The sequence below is a fragment of the Pseudophaeobacter flagellatus genome, assembly GCF_021228235.1.
GTDB classification, from domain to species: Bacteria; Pseudomonadota; Alphaproteobacteria; order Rhodobacterales; family Rhodobacteraceae; genus Pseudophaeobacter; species Pseudophaeobacter flagellatus.
In genome coordinates, this window is sequence record NZ_JAJQRG010000008.1 from 37,064 (window position 1) to 62,547 (window position 25,484).

At 56.2% G+C, this 25,484-nt stretch carries 19 protein-coding genes, 1 pseudogene and 1 riboswitch; of the genes and pseudogenes, 13 read left to right on the plus strand and 7 right to left on the minus strand.

The features are described from left to right. Position 1: 1 nt before the first annotated feature. Positions 2–1,240 (minus strand): DUF2254 domain-containing protein, encoded by a 1,239-nt coding sequence (locus LRK71_RS14810; RefSeq protein WP_232404602.1) that lies wholly within the window; start codon positions 1,238–1,240, stop codon positions 2–4. A 317-nt stretch (positions 1,241–1,557) separates the two neighbouring features. On the opposite strand from LRK71_RS14810, the pseudogene LRK71_RS14815 reads away from it, so the two are divergent. The 8 genes and pseudogenes from LRK71_RS14815 to LRK71_RS14845 form a co-directional block, all read left to right on the plus strand. Next, positions 1,558–1,832 (plus strand): annotated as a pseudogene (locus tag LRK71_RS14815) (transposase); the annotation flags it as partial. Positions 1,833–2,035: 203 nt separating this feature from the next. Continuing rightward, positions 2,036–2,689, plus strand: coding sequence for a hypothetical protein (locus LRK71_RS14820; protein ID WP_232404603.1), 654 nt, complete (start codon positions 2,036–2,038; stop codon positions 2,687–2,689). A 413-nt stretch (positions 2,690–3,102) separates the two neighbouring features. Continuing rightward, on the plus strand, positions 3,103–3,330 hold the full coding sequence (locus LRK71_RS14825) for a hypothetical protein (RefSeq protein ID WP_232404604.1): 228 nt from the start codon (positions 3,103–3,105) through the stop codon (positions 3,328–3,330). Then, positions 3,327–4,787 (plus strand): TolC family protein, encoded by a 1,461-nt coding sequence (locus tag LRK71_RS14830; RefSeq protein WP_232404605.1) that lies wholly within the window; start codon positions 3,327–3,329, stop codon positions 4,785–4,787. The genes LRK71_RS14825 and LRK71_RS14830 overlap by 4 nt, the downstream gene beginning before the upstream one ends. A gap of 12 nt (positions 4,788–4,799) precedes the next feature. Next, complete coding sequence (locus LRK71_RS14835; protein ID WP_232404606.1) at positions 4,800–6,158, plus strand: multicopper oxidase family protein; 1,359 nt, start codon at positions 4,800–4,802, stop codon at positions 6,156–6,158. Positions 6,159–6,195: 37 nt separating this feature from the next. Beyond that, on the plus strand, positions 6,196–6,669 hold the full coding sequence (locus LRK71_RS20570; protein WP_408636013.1) for a cupredoxin domain-containing protein: 474 nt from the start codon (positions 6,196–6,198) through the stop codon (positions 6,667–6,669). Between the two features lie 26 nt (positions 6,670–6,695). Further along, entirely contained in the window at positions 6,696–6,980 is a 285-nt protein-coding gene (locus LRK71_RS20575; protein WP_408636014.1) for a copper-binding protein, read from the plus strand. A 199-nt stretch (positions 6,981–7,179) separates the two neighbouring features. Next, the gene (locus LRK71_RS14845; RefSeq protein WP_232404607.1) at positions 7,180–7,623 is read left to right on the plus strand and encodes a c-type cytochrome; all 444 of its coding nucleotides are present in this window, start codon (positions 7,180–7,182) and stop codon (positions 7,621–7,623) included. A gap of 76 nt (positions 7,624–7,699) precedes the next feature. On the opposite strand, the gene LRK71_RS14850 is transcribed toward LRK71_RS14845, so the two are convergent. The 5 genes from LRK71_RS14850 to LRK71_RS14870 form a co-directional block, all read right to left on the minus strand. After that, a complete protein-coding gene (locus tag LRK71_RS14850; protein ID WP_232404608.1) occupies positions 7,700–8,026 on the minus strand; it encodes a hypothetical protein in 327 nt (108 codons plus the stop codon). A 118-nt stretch (positions 8,027–8,144) separates the two neighbouring features. Then, positions 8,145–9,224, minus strand: a complete 1,080-nt coding sequence (locus LRK71_RS14855; protein WP_232404609.1) for an FAD-binding oxidoreductase — start codon at positions 9,222–9,224, stop codon at positions 8,145–8,147. 5 nt (positions 9,225–9,229) lie between these two features. After that, entirely contained in the window at positions 9,230–10,453 is a 1,224-nt protein-coding gene (locus LRK71_RS14860; RefSeq protein WP_232404610.1) for an aromatic ring-hydroxylating oxygenase subunit alpha, read from the minus strand. Between the two features lie 112 nt (positions 10,454–10,565). Further along, positions 10,566–10,767: riboswitch (cobalamin riboswitch) on the minus strand. A 270-nt stretch (positions 10,768–11,037) separates the two neighbouring features. Beyond that, positions 11,038–13,440, minus strand: a complete 2,403-nt coding sequence (locus LRK71_RS14865; protein ID WP_232404611.1) for a thiamine pyrophosphate-binding protein — start codon at positions 13,438–13,440, stop codon at positions 11,038–11,040. A gap of 21 nt (positions 13,441–13,461) precedes the next feature. Next, positions 13,462–14,664, minus strand: coding sequence for a methionine gamma-lyase (locus LRK71_RS14870; protein WP_232404612.1), 1,203 nt, complete (start codon positions 14,662–14,664; stop codon positions 13,462–13,464). Positions 14,665–14,778: 114 nt separating this feature from the next. Between LRK71_RS14870 and LRK71_RS14875 the strand changes: the two genes are divergently transcribed. The 3 genes from LRK71_RS14875 to LRK71_RS14885 all read left to right on the plus strand — a co-directional run bounded on the left by LRK71_RS14875 (position 14,779) and on the right by LRK71_RS14885 (position 19,388). Continuing rightward, on the plus strand, positions 14,779–15,237 hold the full coding sequence (locus LRK71_RS14875; protein ID WP_232404613.1) for an Lrp/AsnC family transcriptional regulator: 459 nt from the start codon (positions 14,779–14,781) through the stop codon (positions 15,235–15,237). Positions 15,238–15,568: 331 nt separating this feature from the next. Continuing rightward, on the plus strand, positions 15,569–17,020 hold the full coding sequence (locus LRK71_RS14880; RefSeq protein WP_232404614.1) for a cryptochrome/photolyase family protein: 1,452 nt from the start codon (positions 15,569–15,571) through the stop codon (positions 17,018–17,020). Positions 17,021–17,327: 307 nt separating this feature from the next. Next, complete coding sequence (locus LRK71_RS14885; RefSeq protein ID WP_232404615.1) at positions 17,328–19,388, plus strand: bifunctional diguanylate cyclase/phosphodiesterase; 2,061 nt, start codon at positions 17,328–17,330, stop codon at positions 19,386–19,388. A 64-nt stretch (positions 19,389–19,452) separates the two neighbouring features. Here the strand turns inward: LRK71_RS14885 and LRK71_RS14890 are convergent, their stop codons facing one another. After that, positions 19,453–22,002, minus strand: coding sequence for a response regulator (locus LRK71_RS14890; RefSeq protein ID WP_232404755.1), 2,550 nt, complete (start codon positions 22,000–22,002; stop codon positions 19,453–19,455). A gap of 350 nt (positions 22,003–22,352) precedes the next feature. Between LRK71_RS14890 and pgi the strand changes: the two genes are divergently transcribed. Continuing rightward, on the plus strand, positions 22,353–23,978 hold the full coding sequence (pgi, locus tag LRK71_RS14895) for a glucose-6-phosphate isomerase (protein ID WP_232404616.1): 1,626 nt from the start codon (positions 22,353–22,355) through the stop codon (positions 23,976–23,978). A 43-nt stretch (positions 23,979–24,021) separates the two neighbouring features. Beyond that, on the plus strand, positions 24,022–25,482 hold the full coding sequence (gene zwf / locus LRK71_RS14900; RefSeq protein WP_232404617.1) for a glucose-6-phosphate dehydrogenase: 1,461 nt from the start codon (positions 24,022–24,024) through the stop codon (positions 25,480–25,482). Positions 25,483–25,484: the final 2 nt, after the last annotated feature.

A 25,484-nucleotide genomic window follows, 5' to 3' on the forward strand; every position in this document is an offset into this window, starting at 1 on the left:
TTTACCTCAAAGCAACTGAATTGACTTGTGAGAGCAGCCTATATTCGTCTGAGGTGAGGTTTTCTTCCGCTCGTGACATTGCTTCTGCCACCATGGCACTTGTTGGAGTGCCGAATACTTTCGGAGAGATCACAGCTAAGGCGCGTAGCGCTTTCTGGATCCGGACATGAACTTCATAAATCTCGGCGCTGTCGCGAACGATTGGTCGAAACGCATCATCGATGAGGTCCGCAGGCTGAAGCGGTGGTACAAAGACCGACTCGTGTTCGATATCCGCCACCGGGTTGTCTTTCCATTGCGCAAGAATGCGGACCAGACGTCCGACAACACTGATGGCAGTGCCGGGATCATTGATCGCTGGCGAAAGAGCGCGCGAAGCGATCTCGGCCATGACGATCAGTCCGAAACGGGGATCTTGATCAAAATTGCGTTCGGCTCCGTCCGTAAAGGCTGACCGAAGTTGCTGCAAAGCATCAGCATCTACTTGTCGTGTGACATGGCAGAGTACACTTGCCTCGTGCACGAACGCACCCGGTAAAACCGACAGCCAGACTTCGATTTTCAGATCGTCAGCACATGCCTGGAGTTGACCAAGGTCAACATGCTGTATGTAACCGGTCCGATCCGAAAAAACAGGCAAGCTATCGCTAGGAATTGAGCCTTCGATTGGCCGACCGCCAAGAAACGGAGTCTTGAGTCTGCGCTCAAGCGATGTAACGGCGGCGGCTTCCACCCGGTCTAGTGTGTCGCCCATGCGGCCGAACGTCATTAGATGACTTATCCACCGCAACAGTGCCACGACGACCGCCGCGATGACAAACGCTGTCGTCACGAACAGAACAAGCCTACCTTTGTCTGTGTAATAGCCAGCTTGAAGAGCTATGATCCCAACAAGGCCAAAAAGGAACGCGCCAAGGAATGTCGCAAGGACATTTTGTGCGGTCGGATCTTCTTGAAGAAGCGCTGTAGCGCGTGGCGTTGCCGTACTTGCTGCTGCAGCGAACGCGGATGTCGCGATTGATAAGGAGAAGGTCGTCACCGCCAGCATCGTCGTCGCAAGGATATTTAACACCAGATCAACCGAGTCAGTGCCTATCTTTACCGCCCAAGCGGATGGGATCAGCGGCGCTATCGCTTGTGCGATGATCGCCGAGACCACGGCAAGTAGCGCGAACGACACAACGCGAACCCATACCTTGCGAAGATGCCGAAGAAAGTGCCAACCAATTTTAGACGTCATCGAAATCCCAAATAGCCACTTTGGGCTGAAACCAAGATCAATTGTTCTTCCGCCATTTCGCGATCTGCCTCATGGCAATTATACGATAATACACCTTTTCTGGATCTGTGTCCGATTGGTATCACGCAATTTGTATGAAGTCGCTAGGTATGTTTTTTTGGTCTTTTTGAGCAAGAGTGAACCTGTGCGTGCTTTCACAACCTGATCAGTTCTTCCATCCTGCTAAGGTGCACTACCAGAGGCATAATCTCCAACTGAGGTGCCCCTAGATTTGTAGACGCTTTGCTTGGTAATTTTGGAAGCAAAGGACGATGCACATGTCAGGGCAAATTCGCTATTCAGATGAGTTCAAGATCGACGCGGTAGCTCAGGTCACGGAGCGTGGTTATTCGGTCAAGGAAGTGGCTGAGCGGCTCGGGATCAGCACCAAATCTCTGTACACTTGGATGGCACAATTCTCGAAGCCACAGAGGCAGACAGATCAAGAAGCTGAGGTCAGGCGTCTTAAGAAAGAACTGGCCCGCGTGACCGAGGAGCGTGACATCTTATAAAAGGCCACCGCGTACTTCGCCAGGGATGCAAAGTGAGGTATCCGGTTGGGGGAATGCGGGCCTGTTCCTGGCCGAGCATATTCTTCTAGGTCTGAATGCGGAACATGACCGGGACGGGGCGCAAGCTCTCTATGATCAATTCCGCACTAGCGCGTATAACGACGAACTGATCAGAAGCGTTGAAAACCTCTTGGCACAACACTGAGCAGGCGGAGCCAGCATCGATGAAATTTGTGGGGTAGATATGCCCGATTCACAAGCATTCTCTGCCGGACTGCACGTGCCCATTGAATGGTACAAGCAAGCGCTGGAAGATCTCGCCCGCCGTGCAGATGCCTACGGCATATCAGGCTATGAAGAAGAGGGCGATATCGTGCTTCCTCCACTCTATGACCGCGAGGCGCATGTTGAGTTTTTTGACAGTATCACCCGGCAACCGGAGCGGCATCACGTGTTCCTGTTGCTGCAAAAAGTGAGCCTGCTGGAGGATACTCTAGTATATCTGCAGCGGTTTGGTGATCCAAATACCGATACAACCATTGAGGGATTGATCCGCGTTTTGCGAGGTCCGGCGGTGGCTATTGCCCCCATAGATGGTGGCTATTGCCCCCATAGATCCTGGAGCCTAAGGTCCAGGTCCCGTCGAGCTGCCCGAGGTCGGTCGCATCAGTTTGAGATAACCCATTTAGTCTTTGATTCTCATGTACTTCTGGCATTTCCACATGTTCCAGCGCGGGAAGGTTTATGCATGGGGCAAGAAACCGCCAGAAAAAGGCTTTCGAAAACAGGGACGTACAAGTTAATGCTGAGACCGCATAAATCGGATCTTGACGCTAGAGGGGCCGCTCGTATGAAATGCACCTATGATACGATTGGCATCAATACTTCGGCTGGTTAGGGTTGCTGCTGCAATCGCAGCTATCCTTGTATTCGGTCTGTCGTTGCCATCCGCTGCGCATTCAGTTTCCGATCATCATAATACTGAAACGATGCTTATGACTGGTGCCAGTTTGAAAGATGCACCACATACTTCTCATCATGGCAAAGAAGGGAGCAAAACGCTCCCATCTGAAACCGTGAACTGTTGTGCGGGGGCTTGTGTGGCAATGGATGTTTTGTCATTGCAGCCCTGTCATGATTTCGTGCAGTTTGAGGTACGCTGGGTTGTGGCAGATGCCAAACTTCCTTCGTTGGACCTGATAACGCGCTTGCGCCCTCCAAAATCCTGAGTGACTGAGCCGCTCGTGCGGTTCTTGAAGCAACCCCACGTCTAGGCGTTGGGTTTCCGCTGACACTTCTCAGGAAAAACAAATGAAAATTCCATTTCTGGCGGGGGTAAGTGCCCTGTTGCTAGGTGCATGCGCGACCACGCCTGCTGCACTTCCCGAAGCCGAGGCACTTAAACGTGCCGCAGTTCAGTCTGGCCCCTATCGGGATCTGGGCTATCAATCTCCATTTTCTGGCTTCTCGCCCTACGAACCTACCGAGCCGACCTCTTGGCGTCAGGTAAATGACGCGCAATCGGAGGTTGGCAATTGAAACGTATAATTTGGCCCACCATTCTGGTGGGCGCCTCGGCGTTGGCCGCCTGCTCCACGGTTGTCCCAGAAAAGTACACCGATGAAACTCTTGGTTTTCAAGCCATCGCGGATCAAACGGAAAACGCGATTGGCAAGCGGACCTCCTTTGCTCGGACCCAGGCCCAAAATGAAGCCTTGAGCCAAGAGGTTCGTGGGCTGGTACTGGGAAAAACAATCTCGGCTGATACTGCTGTTCAGGCCGCACTTTTGAACAACAAGCGACTGCAAGCAGCCTACGCCAGCGCTGGATTATCAGCGGCAGAGGTATGGCAGCAAATGACGCCCGAAAATCCCGTTGTTTCAGTTGGGATCTTTGGGATTGGTGCCCCAGAACTTGGCCTATATCGGGCGCTGGAATCCACTATTGCCATCAATCTTCTTGACACTAAGACCAGAAAACAACGCATTGCAGTTGCGGAAACACAGTTCCAACAGGCGCAGCTCACTGCTGTGCAAGAAACGCTGGTCTTGGCAAGTGAAACCCGTCGGGCCTGGATCAATTCCGTCGCTGCCTTCGAGCGATTGAGTTATCTTCGAAAAGCTCAAGAGACGGCCGATGCAGGTGCCGAACTGGCCAGTCAGCTTGGCAAAACCGGGGCATTAAATAAGGCCGGACAGGCGCGGAAATTTGCTTTTCAGGCCGAACTGGCCGGGCAAGTCGCGCGCGCGAAGCTTGAGGCCGCTTTGGCCAAGGAAGAGTTGACCCGGCTGATGGGGCTTTGGGGCGGGGATGCGCGGTACTATGTGCCCGATGCCTTGCCGATACTGCCTAGATCATTGGCCAGGGTCGCGTCAATCGAGGCCGCCGCTTTAAAGAACCGTGTCGATCTGAAGGTTGCACAAGTGGGGCTTGAGGCACAGGCACGCGCCTTTGGCCTTACAGATCAGACCAGGCTGGTAACAGACCTGGAGCTAATTGCAGGATTTGAGGCAGAGCGCGAAAGTGATGACGGGGTCACCGATACGGACACTCGACCGCAACTGGAGTTGGAGTTCGCCATTCCGATCTTTGATCAGGGTGAAGCTCGTATGCGCAAGGCAGAATTGTCTTACATGCAGGCAGCCAACCGGCTGGCCGAACGGGCAATAAATGTACGCTCTGAAGCGCGCAGCGCAGAACTGGCTTATCACGCTTCGTTCGAAATCGCACAACACTACCGCGATGTCGTTCTGCCTCTGCGCAAAGCCATCGAGGAAGAGGGACTGCTTAGCTATAACGGCATGATCACCAACACATTCGAATTGCTCACAGACCTGCGCGACCAGTCGGCCAGCGCTCTTGAGGCTGCAAATGCCAAGCGTGATTTCTGGCTGGCACAGGAAAATGTGAATGCAGCGATTTATGGCGGCGGTGCAGGCTCGAACGTTATGAGCGCGGGTGCAGAGATCGCCGGTGGCGGCGATGCGGCCCATTAAAGGATCAAAAAAATGATGAACAGACGTCAAATACTGGGTGCCGGTGCCGCAGGTGCTGCACTTGTTTCGTCCCAGGCCTGGGGCAAAACATCCAACATGGGTCTTCCAGAAGCCGCCTTAATGGACACGGCGGCAACACAGCCCCCCAAAGCCCCTTCAACGGGGCTTGACTACAACCCTGTGGTAACACTCAACGGTTGGACACTCCCGTTTCGTATGAACAATGGGGTGAAGGAATTCCACTTAGTTGCTGAGCCGGTTGAAAGAGAGCTGGCCGATGGCATGACGGCGCATTTGTGGGGCTACAACGGCCAATCCACTGGCCCCACTATCGAAGCAGTAGAAGGGGATCGGGTTCGCATCTACGTCACCAATAAGCTACCAGAACATACTTCCGTGCATTGGCACGGGCTGATCCTTCCGTCAGGTATGGACGGTGTGGGCGGGCTCAGCCATCCCGGCATTCCCCCCGGCAAGACCTTTATCTACGAGTTCGATCTGACCAAATCTGGCACCTTTATGTATCATCCACATGCGGATGAAATGGTGCAAATGGCCATGGGCATGATGGGAATGTTCATTGTGCATCCCAAAGACCCCGATTTCATGCGGGTAGATCGCGATTTCCTGATCATGCTCAATGCCTTTGACATTGATCCCGGCACATTTGTTCCGCGCATCATGACCATGGCCGATTTCAACCTGTGGACATGGAACAGCCGGATCTTCCCCGATATTGATCCGCTGGTTGTCAACAAAGGTGACAAGGTTAGGGTGCGGGTCGGTAATTTAACCATGACCAATCATCCCATCCACATGCATGGCTACGACTTTAAAGTTACTTGCACGGACGGCGGCTGGGTGCCTGAGAGTGCCCAATGGCCGGAGGTGTCGATCGATATCCCTGTTGGCGCTATGCGTGCTTATGAATTTGTCGCGGACCACCTCGGCGACTGGGCCATACATTGCCACAAATCTCATCACACCATGAATGCAATGGGCCACGATGTTCCGACCTTCATTGGTGCCGACAAAGGCAAGCTGACCCGCCAAATTCGCGCATTGCAACCAGAATACATGCCCATGGGCACGGCTGGCATGGCCGACATGGGGGAAATGTCGATGCCCCTACCGGACAATACCGTCCCGATGATGGCTGGCTGGGGCCCCCATGGTCCCTTGGAAATGGGCGGCATGTTCTCGGTTGTGAAGGTGCGTGACGGAATTAGGCCAGATGATTACAGCGACCCCGGCTGGTACCAAAATCCGCCTGGCACCCAGGCCTACGAATGGACCGGAGAATTGCCGGATTTTACTCGTGCTGACTCCGCACAAACACAGATCACCCCGAAGCCAACCACCAAAGGCTAATGCCTTAGGTAACTATATACACAATGAGGAACTACTAATGAAAACGATCCTTTCTACACTAGCTATCGCCGCTTTCTTTGCAGGACCTGCCTTGGCATCTGGTACGCATGGCGGAGGGCATGGCGATGAAATGGAAGTCGGCAAGCTGGGCGATGTACATCATGTTGATCGTGAAATCAGCGTCTCGATGAAAGAGACAGACGATGGCGAAATGCTGTTTGAGCCTCGCACCTTCTCTTTTTCCACGGGGGAGACGATCAAATTCACAATCACTAACGCTGGTGAACTGGAGCATGAGTTTGTCCTGGATACGGCCCAGCGAAACGTCTTGCACAAAGAAATGATGGCCAAAATGGATATGGAACACGACGATCCAAATTCCGTACGGCTTGATGCTGGTGCACAAGGTGAGGTTGTCTGGACATTTTCCAACGCCGGGACCTTTGAATTCGCCTGCCTTATCCCTGGTCACTATGAGTCAGGCATGCATGGCCCAGTGGTTGTGAAATGAAGATAACGATACAAGGAAAGCAACTCATGCAAACCATCAAGTTAATCGCTACTGCGCTCGTGCTAAGCGTTGGTTTTGCTGCCAGTGGAATGGCAGGGACCTTCACCAAGGGTATCGTGAAAAAGGTCGATCCGAAGTCCGGCAAGGTTACAATTATTCACGAAGAGTTGGTGGATCTGGACATGCCCGCAATGACTATGGTGTTCAGATTGGCCGAAGATGGCATGCTTGAACAGCTCGAAGCTGGACAAGATATTGAGTTCGTTGCTGAACGGATCAAAGGCAAGCTCACCGTGACGGAGCTGAGATAAACAGCCTATGGGGGGCCTTTCGGGACCTCCCATTTTTGCCAGTTTTACTAGCGGCTTGCCCTAAAAACGGCGCCTGTCTTCCCCAAAGAATGCAGCCCATTCTTTCTGCGGGCGAGCATCTTATGGCCTGAAGTTCACCTTATAAGCCAATTATTTAGCCACCTTAGAGATCGGGTGGAAACAAAGGAAAGAGGCGAAAATGAAGACCTCCATACTAATTGCAGTAGTCGCAGTCATTGGGGCGGCCACAATATACGCTCTGCGAAACGACATAGATGAAAACAGCAATTCATCATTATCCTCATCCGCCCAGGTTTCTGGGGGGCCGATTGTCAGCGTCAGGATTGCCAATGAGTTTACAGAAACCGCGCAGGTGGGAAAACGGATATTTGACGCGACCTGTGCCGACTGCCACGGTCAGAACGCTGCGGGCCGAAACACTTTGGGACCACCATTGATCCACAAGATCTACGAACCCTCACACCACGCTGACGCAGCCTTTATACGCGCGGTTCAATACGGGGTGCAGGCGCACCATTGGAATTTTGGTAATATGCCCAAACAAGAGGGGCTGACAGGCGGAGATATCAAAAGCGTCATCCGCTATATACGAGAACTACAACGTGCCAACGGAATTGACTAGGTTCCAGCCATTGCTTGTTGCCCCCTAGAAAGGGGCCTTAAACGGCCCTTTTATGTGTCTTTGGAGGGGCAGAGGGTCACGGCTGCGCGGGTGCCCAGGTTTCGACCAGCAGGCCGTTGACAATGGCGTCCTCTAGCGCCCCGTCACCCGATGGGCGGGAAGCGCCGTTAGCTCCCATATATTGTACCCAGGTCACATCCCGCCACGTTCCGCTGTCTTTGATCAGCTCAATTGCATCACCAACAATCTGCGCAGTGAAACCGGCTCCGGTATATTCCCCGCTGTCGGCCTCGCGGACAAACCACGACGACAGCGCGGTGGGGGCTGGGCTATAGAGAGCCGCCGTCAGGCAGAGAGAACGATACTGTGATGGAGTCGCCTGATCTGGACATTCCAGAGACATAGGGCAGCGATGCGGTTTGCAGTCCTAAGACCTGCGTCGCCACCAGCGCCTGCCTCGACCCAAAGATAATGTTTCCGTCCTTGGCTAGGGGGCGCCGATCGGCACCCCCTTTGGTTTTTCAGACTTCGATTTCAACTCTTCCGATTGGGTTGGAACAGCAGGCGAGAATGTATCCTGCTGCAATGTCATCCTCGGAAATTCCGCCATTGTGCACCATATGGACCTCGCCTGAGGATTTCTTGACCTTGCAGGTTCCGCAGACACCAAATGTACAGCCCGACGGGATATTCAGGCCAACATTGCGTGCAGCCGCCAAGACCGTATCCGTTTCTGCGACTTTGGCTGTTACGTCAGAGGTGGCAAAATGGATCTCAGCATTGGTATCATCGTCAAGCACGACGTCATCCAGATCGGGCTGGTCCGCCTCAGTTTCAACAGGGGCGCCAAAGCTCTCTTGGTGGTAGTTTTCCATATCGAACCCCAGTCCTGCGAGTGCCTCGCGCACGGCAGTCATGAAAGGTTCTGGCCCACAACAGTAGACCTCTCGGTCGAGATAATCCGGTGCCATCAGGCCCAGCATCAACTGGTTGAACTGTCCCTGGTAGCCTGTCCAGGGTTTGTAAGGGTCGGGTTCTTCCACCACGAACTTGAGATCAAGCCCCGGTGTGCGGCTTGCCATCCATTCCAGGCGCTGGCGAAAGATGATTTCAGATGGGCGTTTGGCACAATTGATGAAGACAACATCCAGATCCTGGCCCTCATCCCACATGCAGGTGGTCATCGACATCATGGGGGTGATGCCAGAACCTGCGGAAACGAACAGATACTTGCGGGCCTTACTGTTGGAATTGCTGAACAATCCTGCCGGGCCAATCGCTTTCATGCGCATTCCGGGTTGCAAATTATCCAGCATCCAGCGCGTTCCGATGCTGTCCTCTTGCGCCTTGGCAGTGATGGTGATCGAACGCGGCCGCGACGGAGAGGAGGAAATTGTGTAGGTGCGATGCACAACACCACCCGGCTGCCCCGGAGCCGGGATTTCGAGCGTCAGAAACTGTCCGGGTTCATAGGTGAAGAGCGCCCCGGAAGGCGCGCGAAAACTGAAGCTTGCGGTATTTGGCGCCTCAGGCACCACCGAAACACATTCCAGTGTTTCCCCATCTTCCCAAACGCCTGCGGCTGAATAGTGGTCTTTCATCTCGGTTACTCCGCCGCCACGGCATCAGGTGCCAAGCGATCTGCCAATGTGGTGCAATACCACTCTACAAACTGTAGCACGCCGGTTTCTTGCGTTCCGGAATAGGGGCCGGGCGCATAGGCTGGGCTGTTGATGCCCTGTTGATTGTCTTCGACAACCTCCCGGTCTTCATCATTTGTGGCGATCCAGACCTCTGTCAGGCGTTTCAGATCATAGTCGACACCTTCGATCGCGTCTTTGTGGACCAGCCATTTTGTGGTCACCTCAGTTTCTGTCGCGCTGATCGGCGTGACGCGGAAGACAATAGAATGGTCCGCAAGGAAATGGTTCCAGGTTGTGGGATAGTGAAATTTCAGCAATGCTCCGGCATCGGCAAAGGGGGCGCGCCCCAGCCCGCGACGCACAGCTGCTTTGCCATTCATCGTATAGCTTTCGGCACCTTGCTTTAGCGGCATGCGTGCCAGCCGGTACTGTCCGTCACCATTTAGGTGAAAGTGAGAGGGCAGTCCCGCGGCTTCACAACGATCAAAATGCGCCTGCAAATGCGCTGGTGTGTTGCCATCTTCGACACCGGTTACAGCAGGGTCATCCGGGAAAGTCCGGCAAAGTGCCGGGTGATTGCCGCCGCAATGGTAACATTCGCGGTTATTTTCCCAAACCAGTTTCCAGTTGCCGTTTTCAACGATTGAGCTCTCGAAGGCCACCTTGGCATTTCCCAGATCATGCGGTTCTAGATAGGGGCGAGCAACTTCAGCAAAGCTATCAAAATCAGGGGCCTCATTAGCCAGGCAGATATAGACAAGCCCGGCCAACTCGCGGCAATGCACCGTTTTCAAACCGTGCTGCTTGGGATCAAAATCAGGCCCCATGTCGCGGGCCCAGAGCAGAGAGCCATCAAGCTCATAGGTCCATTGGTGATAAGGGCAGACCAATTTGGGGGCGTTCCCCTTTGCCGCCTTGCATATGATAGAACCACGGTGGCGGCAGGTGTTATGGAAGGCCCGGATCTGATTGTCCGCGCCCCGCACGATAACCACGCGATAAGCCCCCACATTATAGGTGACATAGTCGCCGGGTTTCCCCAATTCGCAGGCTGCAATTGCAAACAGCCAATCGCGGTAGTGGATGTTTTCCAGGTCGGCCTGAAAGATTTCGGGGTCGGTGTAGAATGCCTGTTCCAAGGCATGTTTCGGGTTTCGGCGGGCTAATAGGCTTTGAATAGTGTTCACTTCTGGCTCTCCTGCCGCGCCCCGCGGCCTTGCTTGGGCAGATGGAATGGGAGAACAGTCCGGAGGCGTGCGAGGAACACGTCCGAGATCCGTGCCCCCACCGCCACCCGCGGTTTGACATATCTGCAAGGCTGGTTTCCGGACTTGGAAGAGGTTTTCACCGGGTAACGGCACCTTCCCGGGATCCTCGTCCCAGTGGTGATAGCCGAACCATATCTTCCTTACCGTTGCGGGGGCAGTGTCGGGTTTTCACCGACTTCCCAATTCTCTGCCGTCCCGCGCGGGACGGCAGCACCTTGCCTGAACAGATTAGATCGCAGGTGCTGGATTTCTGAGTTGCGAACGACTTCTTTCAGTCCAAAACCGTACTGTCACGCAAAAGCTGCAACACGGCCGCCGCAAGCTCCAAAGCAGGGCCCGCCTTAGCAGGACCTGCCTTGCCCAAAAAGCGGGGGATGATGCCCTTTGAAACGAATGCGGTGTCGATGCTGCGGGCGTTGGGAATGCCGATAGGGGGGTAGTCGAAGATTTCTCATCCCGGATGAACCCCGCTATTGCCCCTGCTGTTGGTGCGGCCGATCCTTCTACATGGCGCTGCGGAGGGGCAAGCCAGACGCGTTTTGGCGTATGTTTCTGCCCGTGGTCAGCCCATTGACCTTTTCGACAATGGCGGCGGCATCAATGCCATGATGACCATAGAGATCGCCAATCGTGCCGGTTTGACCAAAGTGTTCCACACCCAGCGGAATGGTCTGGTGCCCCGCAACCGACCCCAGCCAGGACAGGGTCGCCGGGTGACCGTCGATCACGGTGATGATTTTACAATGCGGCGGCAGGGCGGACATGAGGGTTTCGATATGAGACTGCGCATCTACAGTGCCGCGCGACCGCGCCCGTTGCGCCGCAGTCCAGCCCGCATTCAACCGGTCAGCCGAGGTAACGGCGAGAACACCCACATCCCGTCGGGCCTCGCCAATCATCCCTGCAGCTTTGATCGCTTCGGGCGCGACGACACCTTGGTAGGCAATCACAACATCGCAATTCGGCCCCGGCCTGCGCAGCCAGTAGGCGCCATCAATGGCCCCCTGGCGGAAATCATCGTCGACCCGCTTTCCGGGCTGTTCGATCGGATTGGTGGACAGGCGCAGATAAACAGAGCCGCCGGTTTCGTCGCGCAGCCAGGTGCGCTCATCCGGGTCGCCCTCGCCATCACGCTGAAGGTAGTCAAAGGCCCATTGCATGATCACCGCCAATTCATCCGCAAAAGCAGGTTCAAAGGCGGCCAGACCGTCCTGACTCATCCCGATCAGCGGCGTGCCGACCGACTGGTGGGCACCCCCTTCAGGTGCCAGAGTAATGCCTGACGGCGTCCCCACCAGAACAAAACGGGCATCCTGATAGCAGGCATAGTTCAGCGCATCGAGCCCACGGGCGACAAAAGGGTCATAGACCGTGCCAATAGGGATCAGGCGCTTGCCGAACAGCGAATGTGACAGGCCCGCCGCCCCCAATAGCAGCATCAGGTTCATTTCTGCGATGCCCAGTTCGATATGCTGTCCCTGCGGCGTGAATTCCCATTTCGCGGTCGAGGGGATGCGGTGTTCGATGAAGGCGTCGGCCTGTTCTGCCCGGCCAAATAGTTTGCGCCGGTTCACCCAGGGGCCAAGGTTTGTCGTGCCGGTCACATCGGGCGAGGTGGTCACGATCCGTTCGGCCAGCGGGCTGTCACCTTTGGACAGATCATCAAGGATCTTGCCAAAGGCCATCTGTGTCGAGGTATCGCGTGCGGAGTCAATTTTAAGGCTGGGTACAGCCAGTTTGATATCCTGAAAGCGGCGCCTGCCCTGCGCAAAGAAGGCCACCTGGGACAGGAACTCTTGCAAGGCCTCGGGATCCTCGACGGTGGCCATGGGGTCCCATTCTTCCCCTTCGGCCACCCCCATATGCTGCTGCCACTGGGCGAACTGACTGGTGTTCATCAGCCCGCCGTGGTTGTCCTTGTGCCCGGCAATCGGGGTGCCCCAGCCTTTGATGGTATAGGCAAGAAAACAGGTCGGGCAGTCATGGTCGATGGCCTGAAAGGTCTGCGCCATCGTTTCGACGCAGTTGCCGCCGAGGTTTTCCATCAGCGCCGCCAGCGCCGCATCATCGCGCCGTTCGATCAGCGCCGAGACCGCGCCTTGGTCGCCCAGATCCTCCATCAGCCGTTTGCGCCAGACGGCGCCGCCCATGAAGGTCAGCGCTGCGTATTCCTGGTTCGGGCAGGCATCAATCCAATCGCGCAGGCGGTCGCCGCCCGGTTCTTCAAAGGCTGCCCGCTGCAAGGCACCGTGCTTTACCCGCACCACATCCCAACCAAAGGCATCGAAGATTTTCTCGACCCGCTCAAACAGCCCTTCGCGCACGATCCCGTCCAGAGACTGGCGGTTATAGTCGATGATCCACCAGGTGTTGCGCAGATCGTTCTTCCAGCCTTCCTGTAGCGCCTCGTAGATGTTGCCTTCGTCCAGTTCGGCATCACCGACCAGTGCTACCATCCGGCCCATCGGTGCGTTCTCGCCCCAGCGTTTGGCCTTGATATAGTCCTGAATGATCGACGCAAAGGACGTGATCGCCACCCCAAGCCCAACCGACCCGGTGGAAAAATCGACATCATCGATATCCTTGGTCCGGCTGGGATAAGACTGCACCCCGCCAAAGCCCCGGAAGTTCTCCATCTTTTCTTGGGTTTGGTTGCCCATCAGATACTGCAGCGCATGAAAAACCGGAGAGGCATGGGGTTTTACCGCCACCCGGTCCTCGGGTTTCAACGTCGAAAAGTAAAGCGCGGTCATGATCGACACCATCGAAGCCGATGAAGCCTGATGACCGCCGACCTTGATCCCGTCCACCTTCGGGCGCAGGTGATTGGCGTGATGGATCATCCAGTGAGAGAGCCACAACAGACGCTGTTCAATGGTCTTCAAATGGGTCAGATCGTCGTGCATGGCTCTCTCCTTTTTCAGGGCTTATTCGGCAGCGTGTTGCGTAAGAAGCGGCAGAGCCTGCTTCAGATCGGCAAGAATATCTGCGGCGTCCTCTAGCCCCACGGACAGGCGGATCAGCCCATCGCTGATGTCATGCGCGGCACGTTCCTCGGGGGTGTAGGTCGAATGTGTCATCGAGGCTGGGTGCTGGACCAGAGTTTCCGCGTCGCCCAACGATACGGCCCGCTGGATCATCTTCAACCCGTTCATGAACCGGATGCCCCCGGCCATGCCATCGATGACTTCAAAGGCAATCATCGCGCCGGGCTGCGCCATCTGCCGCTTGGCGAGATCGTGTTGCGGGAAACTCTCCAATCCGGGGAAAGACACGGATCGAACCGCCGGGTGCGCTTCTAGATAGTCGGCCACAACCTGGGCGGATTCACAATGACGATCCACCCTCAGGGATAGGGTTTTCAGCCCGCGCAGGACCAGCATCGCGTTGAACGGCGCCATCACTGCGCCAGTCATGTCCTTCATCCCGACCAGCCGGATTTCGGTGATCTGCTCCGTGCGGCCCGCGACCAGCCCAGCCACGACATCGCCATGACCGCCAAGATACTTGGTTGCGGAATGCACCACAATATCCGCACCCAGTTCGATCGGGCGGGTCAGGTAGGGCGTAGCATAGGTGTTGTCCACCACCACCTGCGCTCCTGCGGCATGGGCGATCTCGGCAGTAGCGGCAATATCCACCAAACGCATGTTCGGGTTGGCCGGTGTTTCGAAATAGACCACGCGGGTCCGATCAGAGATGGCAGCGCGCAGCGTGTCTGGGTTGGTCATGTCCACATGGGTGATGGTAACCCCCCATTTAGCCAAGCCGTGCTGCATGAAAGCGAAGGTGCAGCCATACAGTGTTTTGTCCACGATCACCTCGTCCCCCGGTGACAGCAGGGTCCACAATACGGCGGTAATCGCGCCCATGCCGCTCGACAGCGCCAGCCCGGCCTCGGCCCCCTCCAGCGTGGCGATGCGGCGTTCCAGCAGATCGCAAGTCGGGTTGGAAATACGGCTGTAGATATGCCCCTGACGTTCGCCTGCGAACATCTCGCCGCCGGCCTCGGTGGTTTCAAAGGCGAAGGTAGAGGTCAAATGCAGCGGCGGGGTCAGCGCGCCCTCATTTTCTTGCGGGTCGTAGGCGTGGTGGATGGCGCGGGTGGCAAAACCAGTGGGGTGGGACATTGTGAACTCCTGATCCTATTTTGAGCTATCTTACGCCAGAAAGCAGATCAGAGGATTGCCAATATTGCCATCATGGCGATATATATTGGCATATCATGCTAATATGAGGCCCCCGTGGACAGCAAAGACAAGCAAATCATTCGCACCCTTCAGCGTGATGGGCGCATGACCAACCAGGATCTCGCCAATGCGGTGAACCTGTCGCCCTCGCCGTGTTTGCGCCGGGTCAGAAACCTGGAGACCAAGGGGATCATCCAGGGCTATAGCGCGGATGTTGATCCTGCTGCCTATGGCCTTTCCATTACCGTTTTTGTGCGCATCAAACTGGAACGGCACAACCAGGCGGATGTGCAGATTTTTGAAAAGCGGGTCCGGCTGATCGACGAAGTTCTGGAATGCCATGTCATGACCGGGGCAATGGATTATCAGCTTCGGGTGCTGGTCCCTGACCTGGAAGCCTATGAAAATTTCATTCGAAATTGCATTCACCCCATTGGCGGCATAGCCTCGATCGACACCAGTTTTGTCTATGGAACAGTGAAGAAAACGGCCGTGTTCCCGGCAAGACTATGATCCCTGTCTTGCCGAATGCCACTGTCCGATTCTATCTGTAGGACCCGAACCAGCAAGATGCGGCACGCGCGTTCTGCGGCCAAGACCACGCAGTTGTAAGGGCCTGACGGGCAGGTAGGTGAAGCTCTGCGTTGAAAAGGACATAGCGAATATACTTGTTGAAGGCGCAGTGCGGGGCGATGCCGAGGCCTGAAAAAATATCGGGACAGAACAGAAAACGCCCATCATCACAGCAATGTTTCATTGCTTTGAGGCCTGAGCGCAGCAACAAGGGTCATGCCCCACGCACCATGCCCAATGTGCCAGGGCCAGGGCCAGAAAGGGAAACGCCATGTCAGAGACCAAGTCGCCGATAATCCTATGGTTCAGGCGGGATCTTAGGTTGGCAGAGCATGTGGCCTTGTCCGAGGCGGTCCGATCCGGCCGCCCCATCGTTCCGGTTTTTATTCTGGACGAAGTGGTTGAAACCTACGGGGCTGCCCCAAAATGGCGATTGGATGCGGCCTTGCGCCTGTTTGGTGAGCGGCTGAAATCCCTCGGTTCGCGGCTTATCCTTCGCCGGGGGCGGGCGGCGGATGTTTTGGCGTCCCTGGCAAAGGACACCGGTGCTGGTGCCATTTGGTGGACGCGCGCCTATGACCCGGATGCAAAAGCCCGCGATACCTCGGTGAAATCCAGTCTGGCTTCGGCGGGATATGACGCCCGCAGCTTTGCCGGGCATCTTCTGTTTGAACCCTGGAACGTCAAGACCAAGCAGGGCGGGTTTTTCAAGGTCTACACCCCAATGTGGCGCGCCGTGCGAGATCGGCCGGTAGAGCGCGCAGAGCCCGCACCGCAACAGGTTCTATCGCCCGGCAGTTGGCCGGACAGCGACCAGCTTGAAAGCTGGGGTTTGCAGGTGGCAATGAACCGTGGCGGGGATATCCTGGCGCGGCATGCCTGTGTCGGTGAAGCCCGCGCATTAGACCGTCTTGAGCATTTCCTCGATGGTCCGGTCATGGGCTACAAGGAACGCCGGGATTTCCCCGCCGAGGAGGCGACTTCCCGTCTTTCGGAAAACCTGGCCTGGGGAGAGATCGGCCCCCGGACGATCTGGCATGCCGGGGTGCAGGCGATGAACGACGGAAAACCGGGGGCCGAACACTTCCTGAAAGAGCTTGTCTGGCGTGAGTTCTCATACCATCTTGCCTATCACTCGCCGGAAATCATATCGTCAAACTGGCGTCCGGACTGGAGCGGTTTTCCTTGGCAGGAAGACGCGGACGAGGCGGTCTTGCGGTGGAAAATGGGGCGCACAGGTGTGCCGCTTGTCGATGCCGCGATGCGCCAGCTCTATGTGACGGGCTACATGCACAACCGCTGCAGAATGATCGCCGGATCCTACCTGACCAAGCATTTGCTGAAACACTGGCGTATTGGCCAGCAGTGGTTCGAAGACTGCCTGATTGATTGGGACCCTGCCGCAAACGCCATGGGATGGCAGTGGGTAGCCGGTTCTGGGCCGGATGCTTCGCCGTTTTTCCGGATCTTCAATCCGCAAACACAGGCAGAGAAGTTCGATGGAAAAAAGGTATATATACACAGATATTTGGCTGAATTGTCAGAGGATCCGGGCCGCGATGCACTGGATTTTTACCAGGCCTGCCCGCGTTGCTGGCGGCTGGCCCCGGACGATGCCTATCCTGAACAGATGATTGATCTTGGTAGCGGAAGACGGCGGGCTCTTGCGGCCTATGAACAGATGAAAACGCGCTCAGAGGGGCGTGGCGACGCTCTGTCATGATGGGCTGACCGGACTGCTGGGAAAGGTCGCGCATATGCTCGTTTTTCCCTGCGGCAGGTGGCTATATTTGCTGATCAAGGTTGCGCAGCCCAAGCACTGCAGGTTTTTCAGGTTGCAAAAGGGCGTGCCCGACCGGGAGAGGGGGGGGCGCAAAGGTTACCAGGTTTGTATTTGATTTTAACGAAAAGCATGCGCCCGCGCGGTGAATATCTGCCCGAATTGGCCGCGAAGTCCTGGGGGCTTCGCCATTCGTTAAGCTTTTGTCGCTTTGGTGGAGGTTGCAACAACTGGCAGGTTGAGACCCCCTATGTACCGAATTTTGGATTGTTTGACGCAGCAGCACAATTACACGCTTGTCGTGGTGGCTGCGTTTGTCTGTTTGGTGGGGGTCAGTCTATCGGTTCTTCTGACCAACCGGCTTGTGGGTACTGCAGAGCGGCGGCGGCTGGTGCCGCTGGTGCTGTCCAGTATGATTGCAGGCGCGACGATCTGGTCGACGCATTTCATTGCGATGCTAGCCTACGAGCCGGGTTTTGAGCACGGATATGAACCGATTGTGACGGGCCTGTCGCTGCTAATTGCCATTCTGGGCGTCTGCGGGGTCAATGTGGTGCTTGTCTTCACCTCCGGGCGGCAGGTGCCCTATGTCGCAGGGGCGCTGTTCGGGGTTACGGTTTCGACAATGCACTACACCGGCATGCAGGCCTATCTGGTGCCGGGGGCCCTTGAATTGTCACTGGGGTATCTTGTGCTCTCGGTTGTGTTCGGGGTCGGCCTGGGGGCCTGCGGCTATTCTATTGCAGTCAAACAAAAGCTAGGCGTGAAAAACTGGGCGGCTGCAACGGGGCTGCTGGTCAGCGCCATCTGTGGCATGCATTTCATCGGCATGAGCGCAATTGACGTGCGGCTTAGCCCCTTGGTGGATGTGCCGACGCAGGTTATCTCAGATGCGACGTTGGGCACCGTGATCTTTGGGATCACGGGGGTTATTTTGCTTCTCGGATTTGCCTCGGCCAACATTGAACAAAATGTCGAAAGCGTAGCCCGTAGACAACTGGCCCATGCCGCGCTGCATGATCCGCTCACCTCTATGGCGAACCGGATGTGGCTGACGCAGTTTTTGTCGGGGCTGCAGCGTCGCTTGCAGCAGGACGAAACCGAGCGCGCTGCCGTTTTGACCATTGACTTGAACCTGTTCAAAGAGGTGAACGACCTCTACGGTCATGCTGTGGGCGACAAGGTCCTGCAGGCAGTGTCCGGGCGTCTGATCCGGCAGCAGGGCGCGGATGAATATATTGCGCGGGTGGGTGGCGACGAATTTGTTGCGGTGAAGCTGGGGTTTCGGCGGATAGAAGAGGTTCACGCCTATGCGGAACGTTTGCACGCCTCGATTGTTGTTGATCCTATCGACCTAGAGCACCAATCGCTGCGGGTGGGGGCCGCCATTGGCATCGCGACCAGTCTTAAGGATGGTCGCGACCCGTTAGACCTCTTGCATAAATCTGACCTGGCGATGTACCGGGCGAAAGCGGATATGATCTGCGACATCTGTCAGTTCAGCGAAGAAATGGTTCGTCAAAGCCGTGAAAAACTCCAACTGATCCAGGATCTGCGCCGTGCTTGTGCTGCTGGCGAGTTTGAGCTGGCCTACCAATTTCAAAATGATCTGAATTCGCTAGAGCCAGTCGGCTTTGAGGTGCTGTTGCGCTGGAACCATCCCACACGTGGCCGGGTGAAACCGGATGAGTTCATCCCAATCGCCGAAGAGACCGGGCTGATCCGCGAGATCGGCTATTGGGTTCTGAAAACGGCCTGCAAAGAAGCCGCCGGATGGACGCGCCCCTTTCAGGTGGCGGTCAATGTCGCGCCGCAACAGTTGGTGCAGCCCTCCTTTGTCGAAGACGTGATGGATGTCTTGTTCGAGACCGGTTTGGCACCGGAAAGGCTGGAGCTGGAAATCACCGAATCCAGCATCATCGACGACAAGGTTCATACCTTGAAGGTGATGCATCAGCTGAAAAACTATGGTGTGCGCATTGCGATGGACGATTTCGGCACCGGGTATTCTTCTCTTGCAACCTTGCAGACCTTCCCCTTCGACAAGATCAAGATTGATCAGAGCTTTGTGCGTGGTGTGCATCAGAATGAACAAAGTGCAGCCATTGTGCGCTCTACTCTGTTGCTGGGCTCTGCGTTGAATATTCCTGTCCTGGCCGAGGGGGTCGAGGGTGAAGAAGAGTTGCTCTTTCTGCAGCAGGAGAAGTGCAATTCTGTTCAGGGATTCTATTTTGGCACCCCGATGAACCGCGAGGAGATGCGGCGGATCGTGAATAAGGTCACCTTGCCCAGATCAGGGCAATCGGCGTGATCCTGTCGGACCTATCTTCGGCCCAGTGGAGGCCGCGGCCGCCAACCGCCGCTGCGATCTAGGGTCAGTCAACGGATACAAAGCTTGGCGCAGTTTCAAGAGGCGGCTGGGAGAGTACGGTTTCAACCGCCAAGAGCAGGTCTTTTGTGCGTATCGGTTTTGTCAGAACATGTCTCCCCGCAGGCAGATCCCTGGTGATATCGGATAGGGCCTGGGAATGACCTGTCATTAGAATGATGCGCAAAGAGGGCTGTTTCGCCCGCAATTTATGGGCAAGGGTTGTTCCTTGCATCTGGCCGGGCATCACAATGTCGCTGAGCAAAAGATCAAATCGGTCAGCGCTTTCAAAGGCCGACAGCGCGTGATCTCCAGAGGTGGCGGAAATGACACTATGACCAGCCTGGCTGAGAGTTGTTTCCAGCATTACCAGCAGGCTGGGGGAATCCTCTACAAGGAGAATACGCGCTTTTCTTCCCTTGCGCGGCAGGACGGCAATGGCTGGGTCAAAGGGCAGTTCTCCTTTTGCGGTGCGGGTCGTTTGGGCGGGAAAATAAAGATCAAACTTGGTGCCTGCGCCAAGTTCTGACTGGACCAGAACCAGCCCCCCCGTTTGTTCCATGAACCCCTGCACCACCGAAAGCCCAAGTCCGCTGCCCTGGGTAGGGCCCTTGGTGGTATAAAACGGATCAAAGATGTCCTTCAGCGCCGCCTCGGGGATGCCTTGCCCGCTATCGACGACGGACAGCATGAGATAGAAACCGGGGGGCTGGTCTTCCTTGACCGTCTTGAGAAAATCCTCATCCAGCAAGACGTTGGAGGTTTCGATCAACAGGCTGCCGCCGTTGGGCATCGCATCGCGGGCATTCAGCATCAGGTTGAGCAGGGTGCTTTCTGTGGTGCTTGGGTCTGCGGCAATGAGCCAGGCTTCGTTTTCCAACCGGGTCGTGATTTCTATGGTCTCGGGCAAGATCCGGCCAGCCCAATTCCGGGTGTCCTTGATGATCTGGTTCAGCTCCAGCTGTTTTGGCGCAAGCGGCGCGCGGCGCGCAAAGGTCAGCATGTTCTGGGTCAGATCTGCTGCCCGCAAGGTGGCACGGATCGCATCCTCCACGTGGGACTGGGTGATCTTGGAGGTTTCGCAGTCCTGAATTAGTTCAAGGTTGCCAAGAATGACGGCCAGAAGGTTGTTGAAGTCATGGGCAATGCCACCGGTCAGGTTGCCGATTGCTTCCATTTTTTGTGACTGGCGCAGCTTTTCACCCAGAAGTATGAATTCGGAAATATCCTGGATCATACCCACCACCTGGAGTTCGTCTTTGGTGCCTCCGATATGCACCTGTCCCTGCATGCGTAGTGTGATTTCCTTGTCAGCGGTGGAACTGACCCTGAATTCGCAGCCAAAGGGCCAGCCGTTCTGCCAGCATTTACGCACCGCAGATTGTAGCGGGGCCTGGTCGTCGGGATGGGCGTGCCGGGCGCAGAAATCATCAAATGATGATATCTTTTCGCTGATCGGAGCGCCCAGAAGCTGCAAGATTTCTTCGTCGCAGTTGAAGAGATTATCTGACGAAATGGAAAACCTGCCCATTTTGGCGATGCGATGCGCATCATGCAGCTGGCGTTCGCTGACCTTCAGGCCTGCCCGGTCGCGTTGGCTGCGCCGGATGGAAAACAGCGCCAGCAGAAAAATGAACCCGATACTGATGCCAAGTACCGGGGCCGAGGACAGCAGGATCGAGGTCCCTTTGGCCATTGGGTGCCAGGCCAGATAGGCCGGGTCTGCATCTGGATCGGAGGTGTCGGGGGTTAGCGGCAGGCCGATCATTCCAGAGGGGATCTCTGGCGCCAGCACCAGATCTTCTAGCGGCAAGGCTGCCAGCAGAGTTTCCAAATGCGCAGCGTCCAGAACATGTAGGGTGATCAGAACATAAGGCGCGCGTTGGGCAACCGGGATACCGCCTGGATCGGGGACAATGGCAAAATAGGTGGCCAGGGCAAAGTCTTTACCAAACTGGTAAAGCTTAACCTGCGACAGCTTGGAAACATATGGTGAGAAATTTCCGCTCTGCGTGGAGTTCTGCGTCAGGATATCAAGATAGTTTTGCTGTATGCGCGGAATGCTTTCGTCTGACAGGATCTGTTGAAAATTCCGCGCTGGGGGGGCGGTGCTATTCTGTTCTACGAAGTTTCGGTAGGCAATCTCGCGATCCGGGGTGATCAGGAACAGGGCATCGTAGTCCGAGACGGTGGCCAGATCGGTTGCAAACCGTTCCTCGATCCAAGGCCGTGAAAACTGGGTGTCAATCTTGAGATAGGCGGCGTTTGAAGCGGCGTAGCGCTCCAGCTGGAAGTTCAGCTTCTGCTTGTGGCTTTCAAACACGTTCGAGACGGCAACAATTTCGCGTTTGAAGGCATCCTTTTCAGCGGAAAGGATCTTTAAAAAAACCGAGGCAAAGACAAGAACCAGTGCAAGAAAGGCCAAGAGGATTGTGATATTGGCAGGGGGAATAATTTTTGTGAAATAGTCGTACAGTTTCAACTCCGGCTGGGCGGTACCCTCCTGGCTGTCCTGGGTTTTGGGGTCTTGTAACAGAGTGTTGCCTCCGTAGATCACCAATCCAATATCAATTATTATCAGGCTGTATTCAGGCAGCCAGAGGTGTTTTATGCGTTTCCACCTTCATTTCTGCGTCCGGAAAACGGGCGCGGGGGCCAAACTTGTGCGGCCCCCCCCAGGGCGGGTCTTTCTGGGTCTTGGCGGTAGGCTAGCAGCTTTGGCCTGTGTGGTCACCCCAAACAGTTCCGTATTCTCCACCTGGGAAATAGCCCCATTCTCCTGAGTGGCACACAGATGCTAGACAGCGGCTGTGCTTCGACTTCTCTTTGCTTCTTGTTAGCGCTAACTGTATTGCATAAGAGCGAAAGGCATGATTCGGCCAACTGGCTTTGGTAAGGGTTTTTGAAATGGACAAATATTGGGCAGGGTTGACGGATCATCGTCGGCGCACCTCTGAGATTGCGATCTCAAAGCTTTTTCAAGATGACCCGCAGCGGTTTCAGGCGTTTTCCGCCGAAGCGGACGGTATGTTGCTGGACTATTCCAAGACCGCGCTGGATGAGACTGCGCTTGCCGGACTGATAGAACTGGCAGAGCAGGCCGGGCTTGCTGACCGCATCGCCGAGATGTTTCGGGGTGATGCGATCAATGTGACCGAAAAGCGGCCGGCCCTGCATACGGCCCTGCGCGCGCCGGGCGGTGCAGTGGTTGAAGTCGATGGCGAGGACGTGATGCCTGGCGTTCGCCACACGTTAGAGCGGATGGAAGGGTTTGCCGGTGCGGTGCGCAGTGGTGCCCACAAGAGCGCAACCGGTGCACGCTTTACCGATGTTGTGAACATTGGCATTGGTGGTTCTGATCTGGGGCCGGTGATGGCCACGCTGGCACTGGCACCCTATCATGATGGGCCGCGCTGCCATTATGTTTCCAACGTGGATGGGGCAGACATTACCGACTGCCTGAAGGGGCTGGATCCGCAGACCACGCTGATTATCATTGCCTCCAAATCCTTTGGCACCATCGAAACCATGACCAATGCGGCAACGGCGATTACCTGGCTGCGCGGCACCCTGGGAGAGCAAGCCAGCCAGCATCTTGTGGCTGTTTCAAGCGCGCAGGACAGGACGGCCGCGTTTGGCATCCCGCCAGAGCGGGTCTTTGGTTTCGCGGATTGGGTCGGGGGGCGGTATTCGCTTTGGGGGCCCGTGGGCCTGCCGGTGCTGCTGGCGGTCGGGCGGGATAACTTTCGTGCCATGCTGAGCGGTGCGGCGGCGATGGACTGTCATTTCCAAACTGCGGATCTGCGTCAGAACCTGCCGGTTCTGTTGGGGCTGATTGGCATCTGGCACAGCAATATCTGCGGCTACGCCACTCGGGCGATTTTGCCCTATGATCAACGTCTGGCCCGTCTGCCGGCCTATCTGCAACAGTTGGATATGGAAAGTAACGGCAAGGGCGTCACGCTGGAGGGCGCAAAGGTTAGCCGGGCCTCTGGTCCCATTGTCTGGGGCGAACCCGGCACCAATGGCCAGCATGCCTTTTATCAACTGTTGCATCAGGGCACCCATGTGGTGCCGACTGAATTCTTGATTGCAGCAACCGGCCATGAGCCAGAGCTGTCGCATCAGCATGACCTGCTGAAGGCCAATTGCCTGGCGCAATCAAAGGCACTGATGGCCGGGCGGTTGCCCGAGCAGGCGCGCGCGCTGGCCGAAAGCCGTGGCCATACTGGCACCGATCTGGAGCGCATGACCGCGCATCTGACCTTCCCGGGCAACCGCCCTTCGGTTACACTGGCCTATCCGCGGCTAACCCCCTTTGTGCTGGGGCAGATCATTGCTCTGTATGAACACCGGGTGTTCACCGAGGGCGCCATCTGGGGCATCAACTCCTTTGATCAATGGGGGGTGGAACTGGGCAAGGAACTCGCTGAGAGTCTGCTGCCTCTTGTTCAGGGCGGCAAAGACCCCAGCAAAGACAGCTCTACCCTTGGGCTTGTGGCCAAGCTCTCTGTGCCTAAACCCGCAATCTGACGCGCCCGCTGCGGCGCTGCTTCTTTCTGGATCTGATATCGACATGGTTTCTCGCGTTATCCCCGTTGACCCCTTTGATCTGGTGCTGTTCGGCGCCACTGGCGATTTGGCCCGGCGCAAGATCCTTCCCAGTCTGTTCCATCGGTTTCAGATCGCCCAGTTCTGCCCCAAGAGCCGCATCATTGGCACCTCGCGCAGCAAACTGGATCGCGCCGGATTTCAGGATTTTGTTGCCGCTGCAATCCGCGAATTTGGCCAAGAGGGTGAAACCGGAGAGGACGATATCGCGGCTTTTGTTGATCTGCTGGATTATGTGCCGGTGGATGCCAAGGGCGATACCGGCTGGCAGGAGCTGAAGACCCATCTGCGCGCCGATGTTATCCGGGTGTTCTACCTCTCGGTGGGGCCCAGCCTGTTTCCCGAAATCGCCAGTCGGCTGAACAGTAACGGAATCGCCACCCCCGAAAGCCGGATTGTGCTTGAAAAACCCTTTGGCCATGATCTGGTCTCGGCACAGGCGCTGAATGCCGCGCTGAGCCAGCATTTCAGCGAGAGCCAGATCTACCGGATTGATCACTATCTGGGCAAGGAAACGGTGCAGAACCTGATGGCGCTGCGCTTTGCCAATTCGCTGTTTGAACCGCTGTGGAATTCTACCCATGTCGACCATGTGCAGATCACCGTTGCCGAACGTATTGGCGTTGCCGGGCGAGGGGAGTATTATGACCGCTCTGGTGCCATGCGGGATATGGTGCAAAACCACCTGATGCAGCTCTTGTGTCTCACCGCGATGGAACCACCTTCGCGCTTTACCCCCAACGCGGTTCGTGATGAAAAGGTAAAGGTGATAGAGTCGCTGGAGCCGGTGTCTGAGAATGATCTGGCGCGGGGCCAGTATCGTAGCAATGCCGCCACCGCCGAGGCGGACAGCTATCATGACCACGCAGGCAATGCCGATAGCACAACAGAGAGCTTTATTGCGCTGAAGGTACATGTGGCCAATTGGCGCTGGGCGGGCACGCCGTTTTATCTGCGTACGGGAAAATGCCTGCGTGCCCGTGAAAGCGAAATCGCGGTCTACTTCCGTGATCCGCCGCATAACATTTTTGAAGGTGCTGCCGGGGTGCATGGCAATGTTCTGGTGATCCGGCTGCAACCGGACGAAGGCATCACCCTGCGGACCACAATCAAGGATCCGGGGCCTGGGGGCATGCGCCTAACCGTGGCCAATTTGGATATGACCTTTGCGGATTCCCTGCCAGAAGCAGGCCGTCCACAGGATGCCTATGAGAGGCTGATCATGGATGTGGTCCGGGGCAATCAGACCCTGTTCATGCGCGGCGACGAGGTAGAGGCCGCCTGGGCCTGGGCTGATCCGATCATTGCCGACTGGAGCCAGTCCGGCGCGAAGCCGCAGCTCTATGATCCGGGCAGCTCTGGGCCGGATGATTCCCTGTTGCTGATGCACCGCGACAACCGTCGCTGGCGCGGTATCGGTTCCTGATA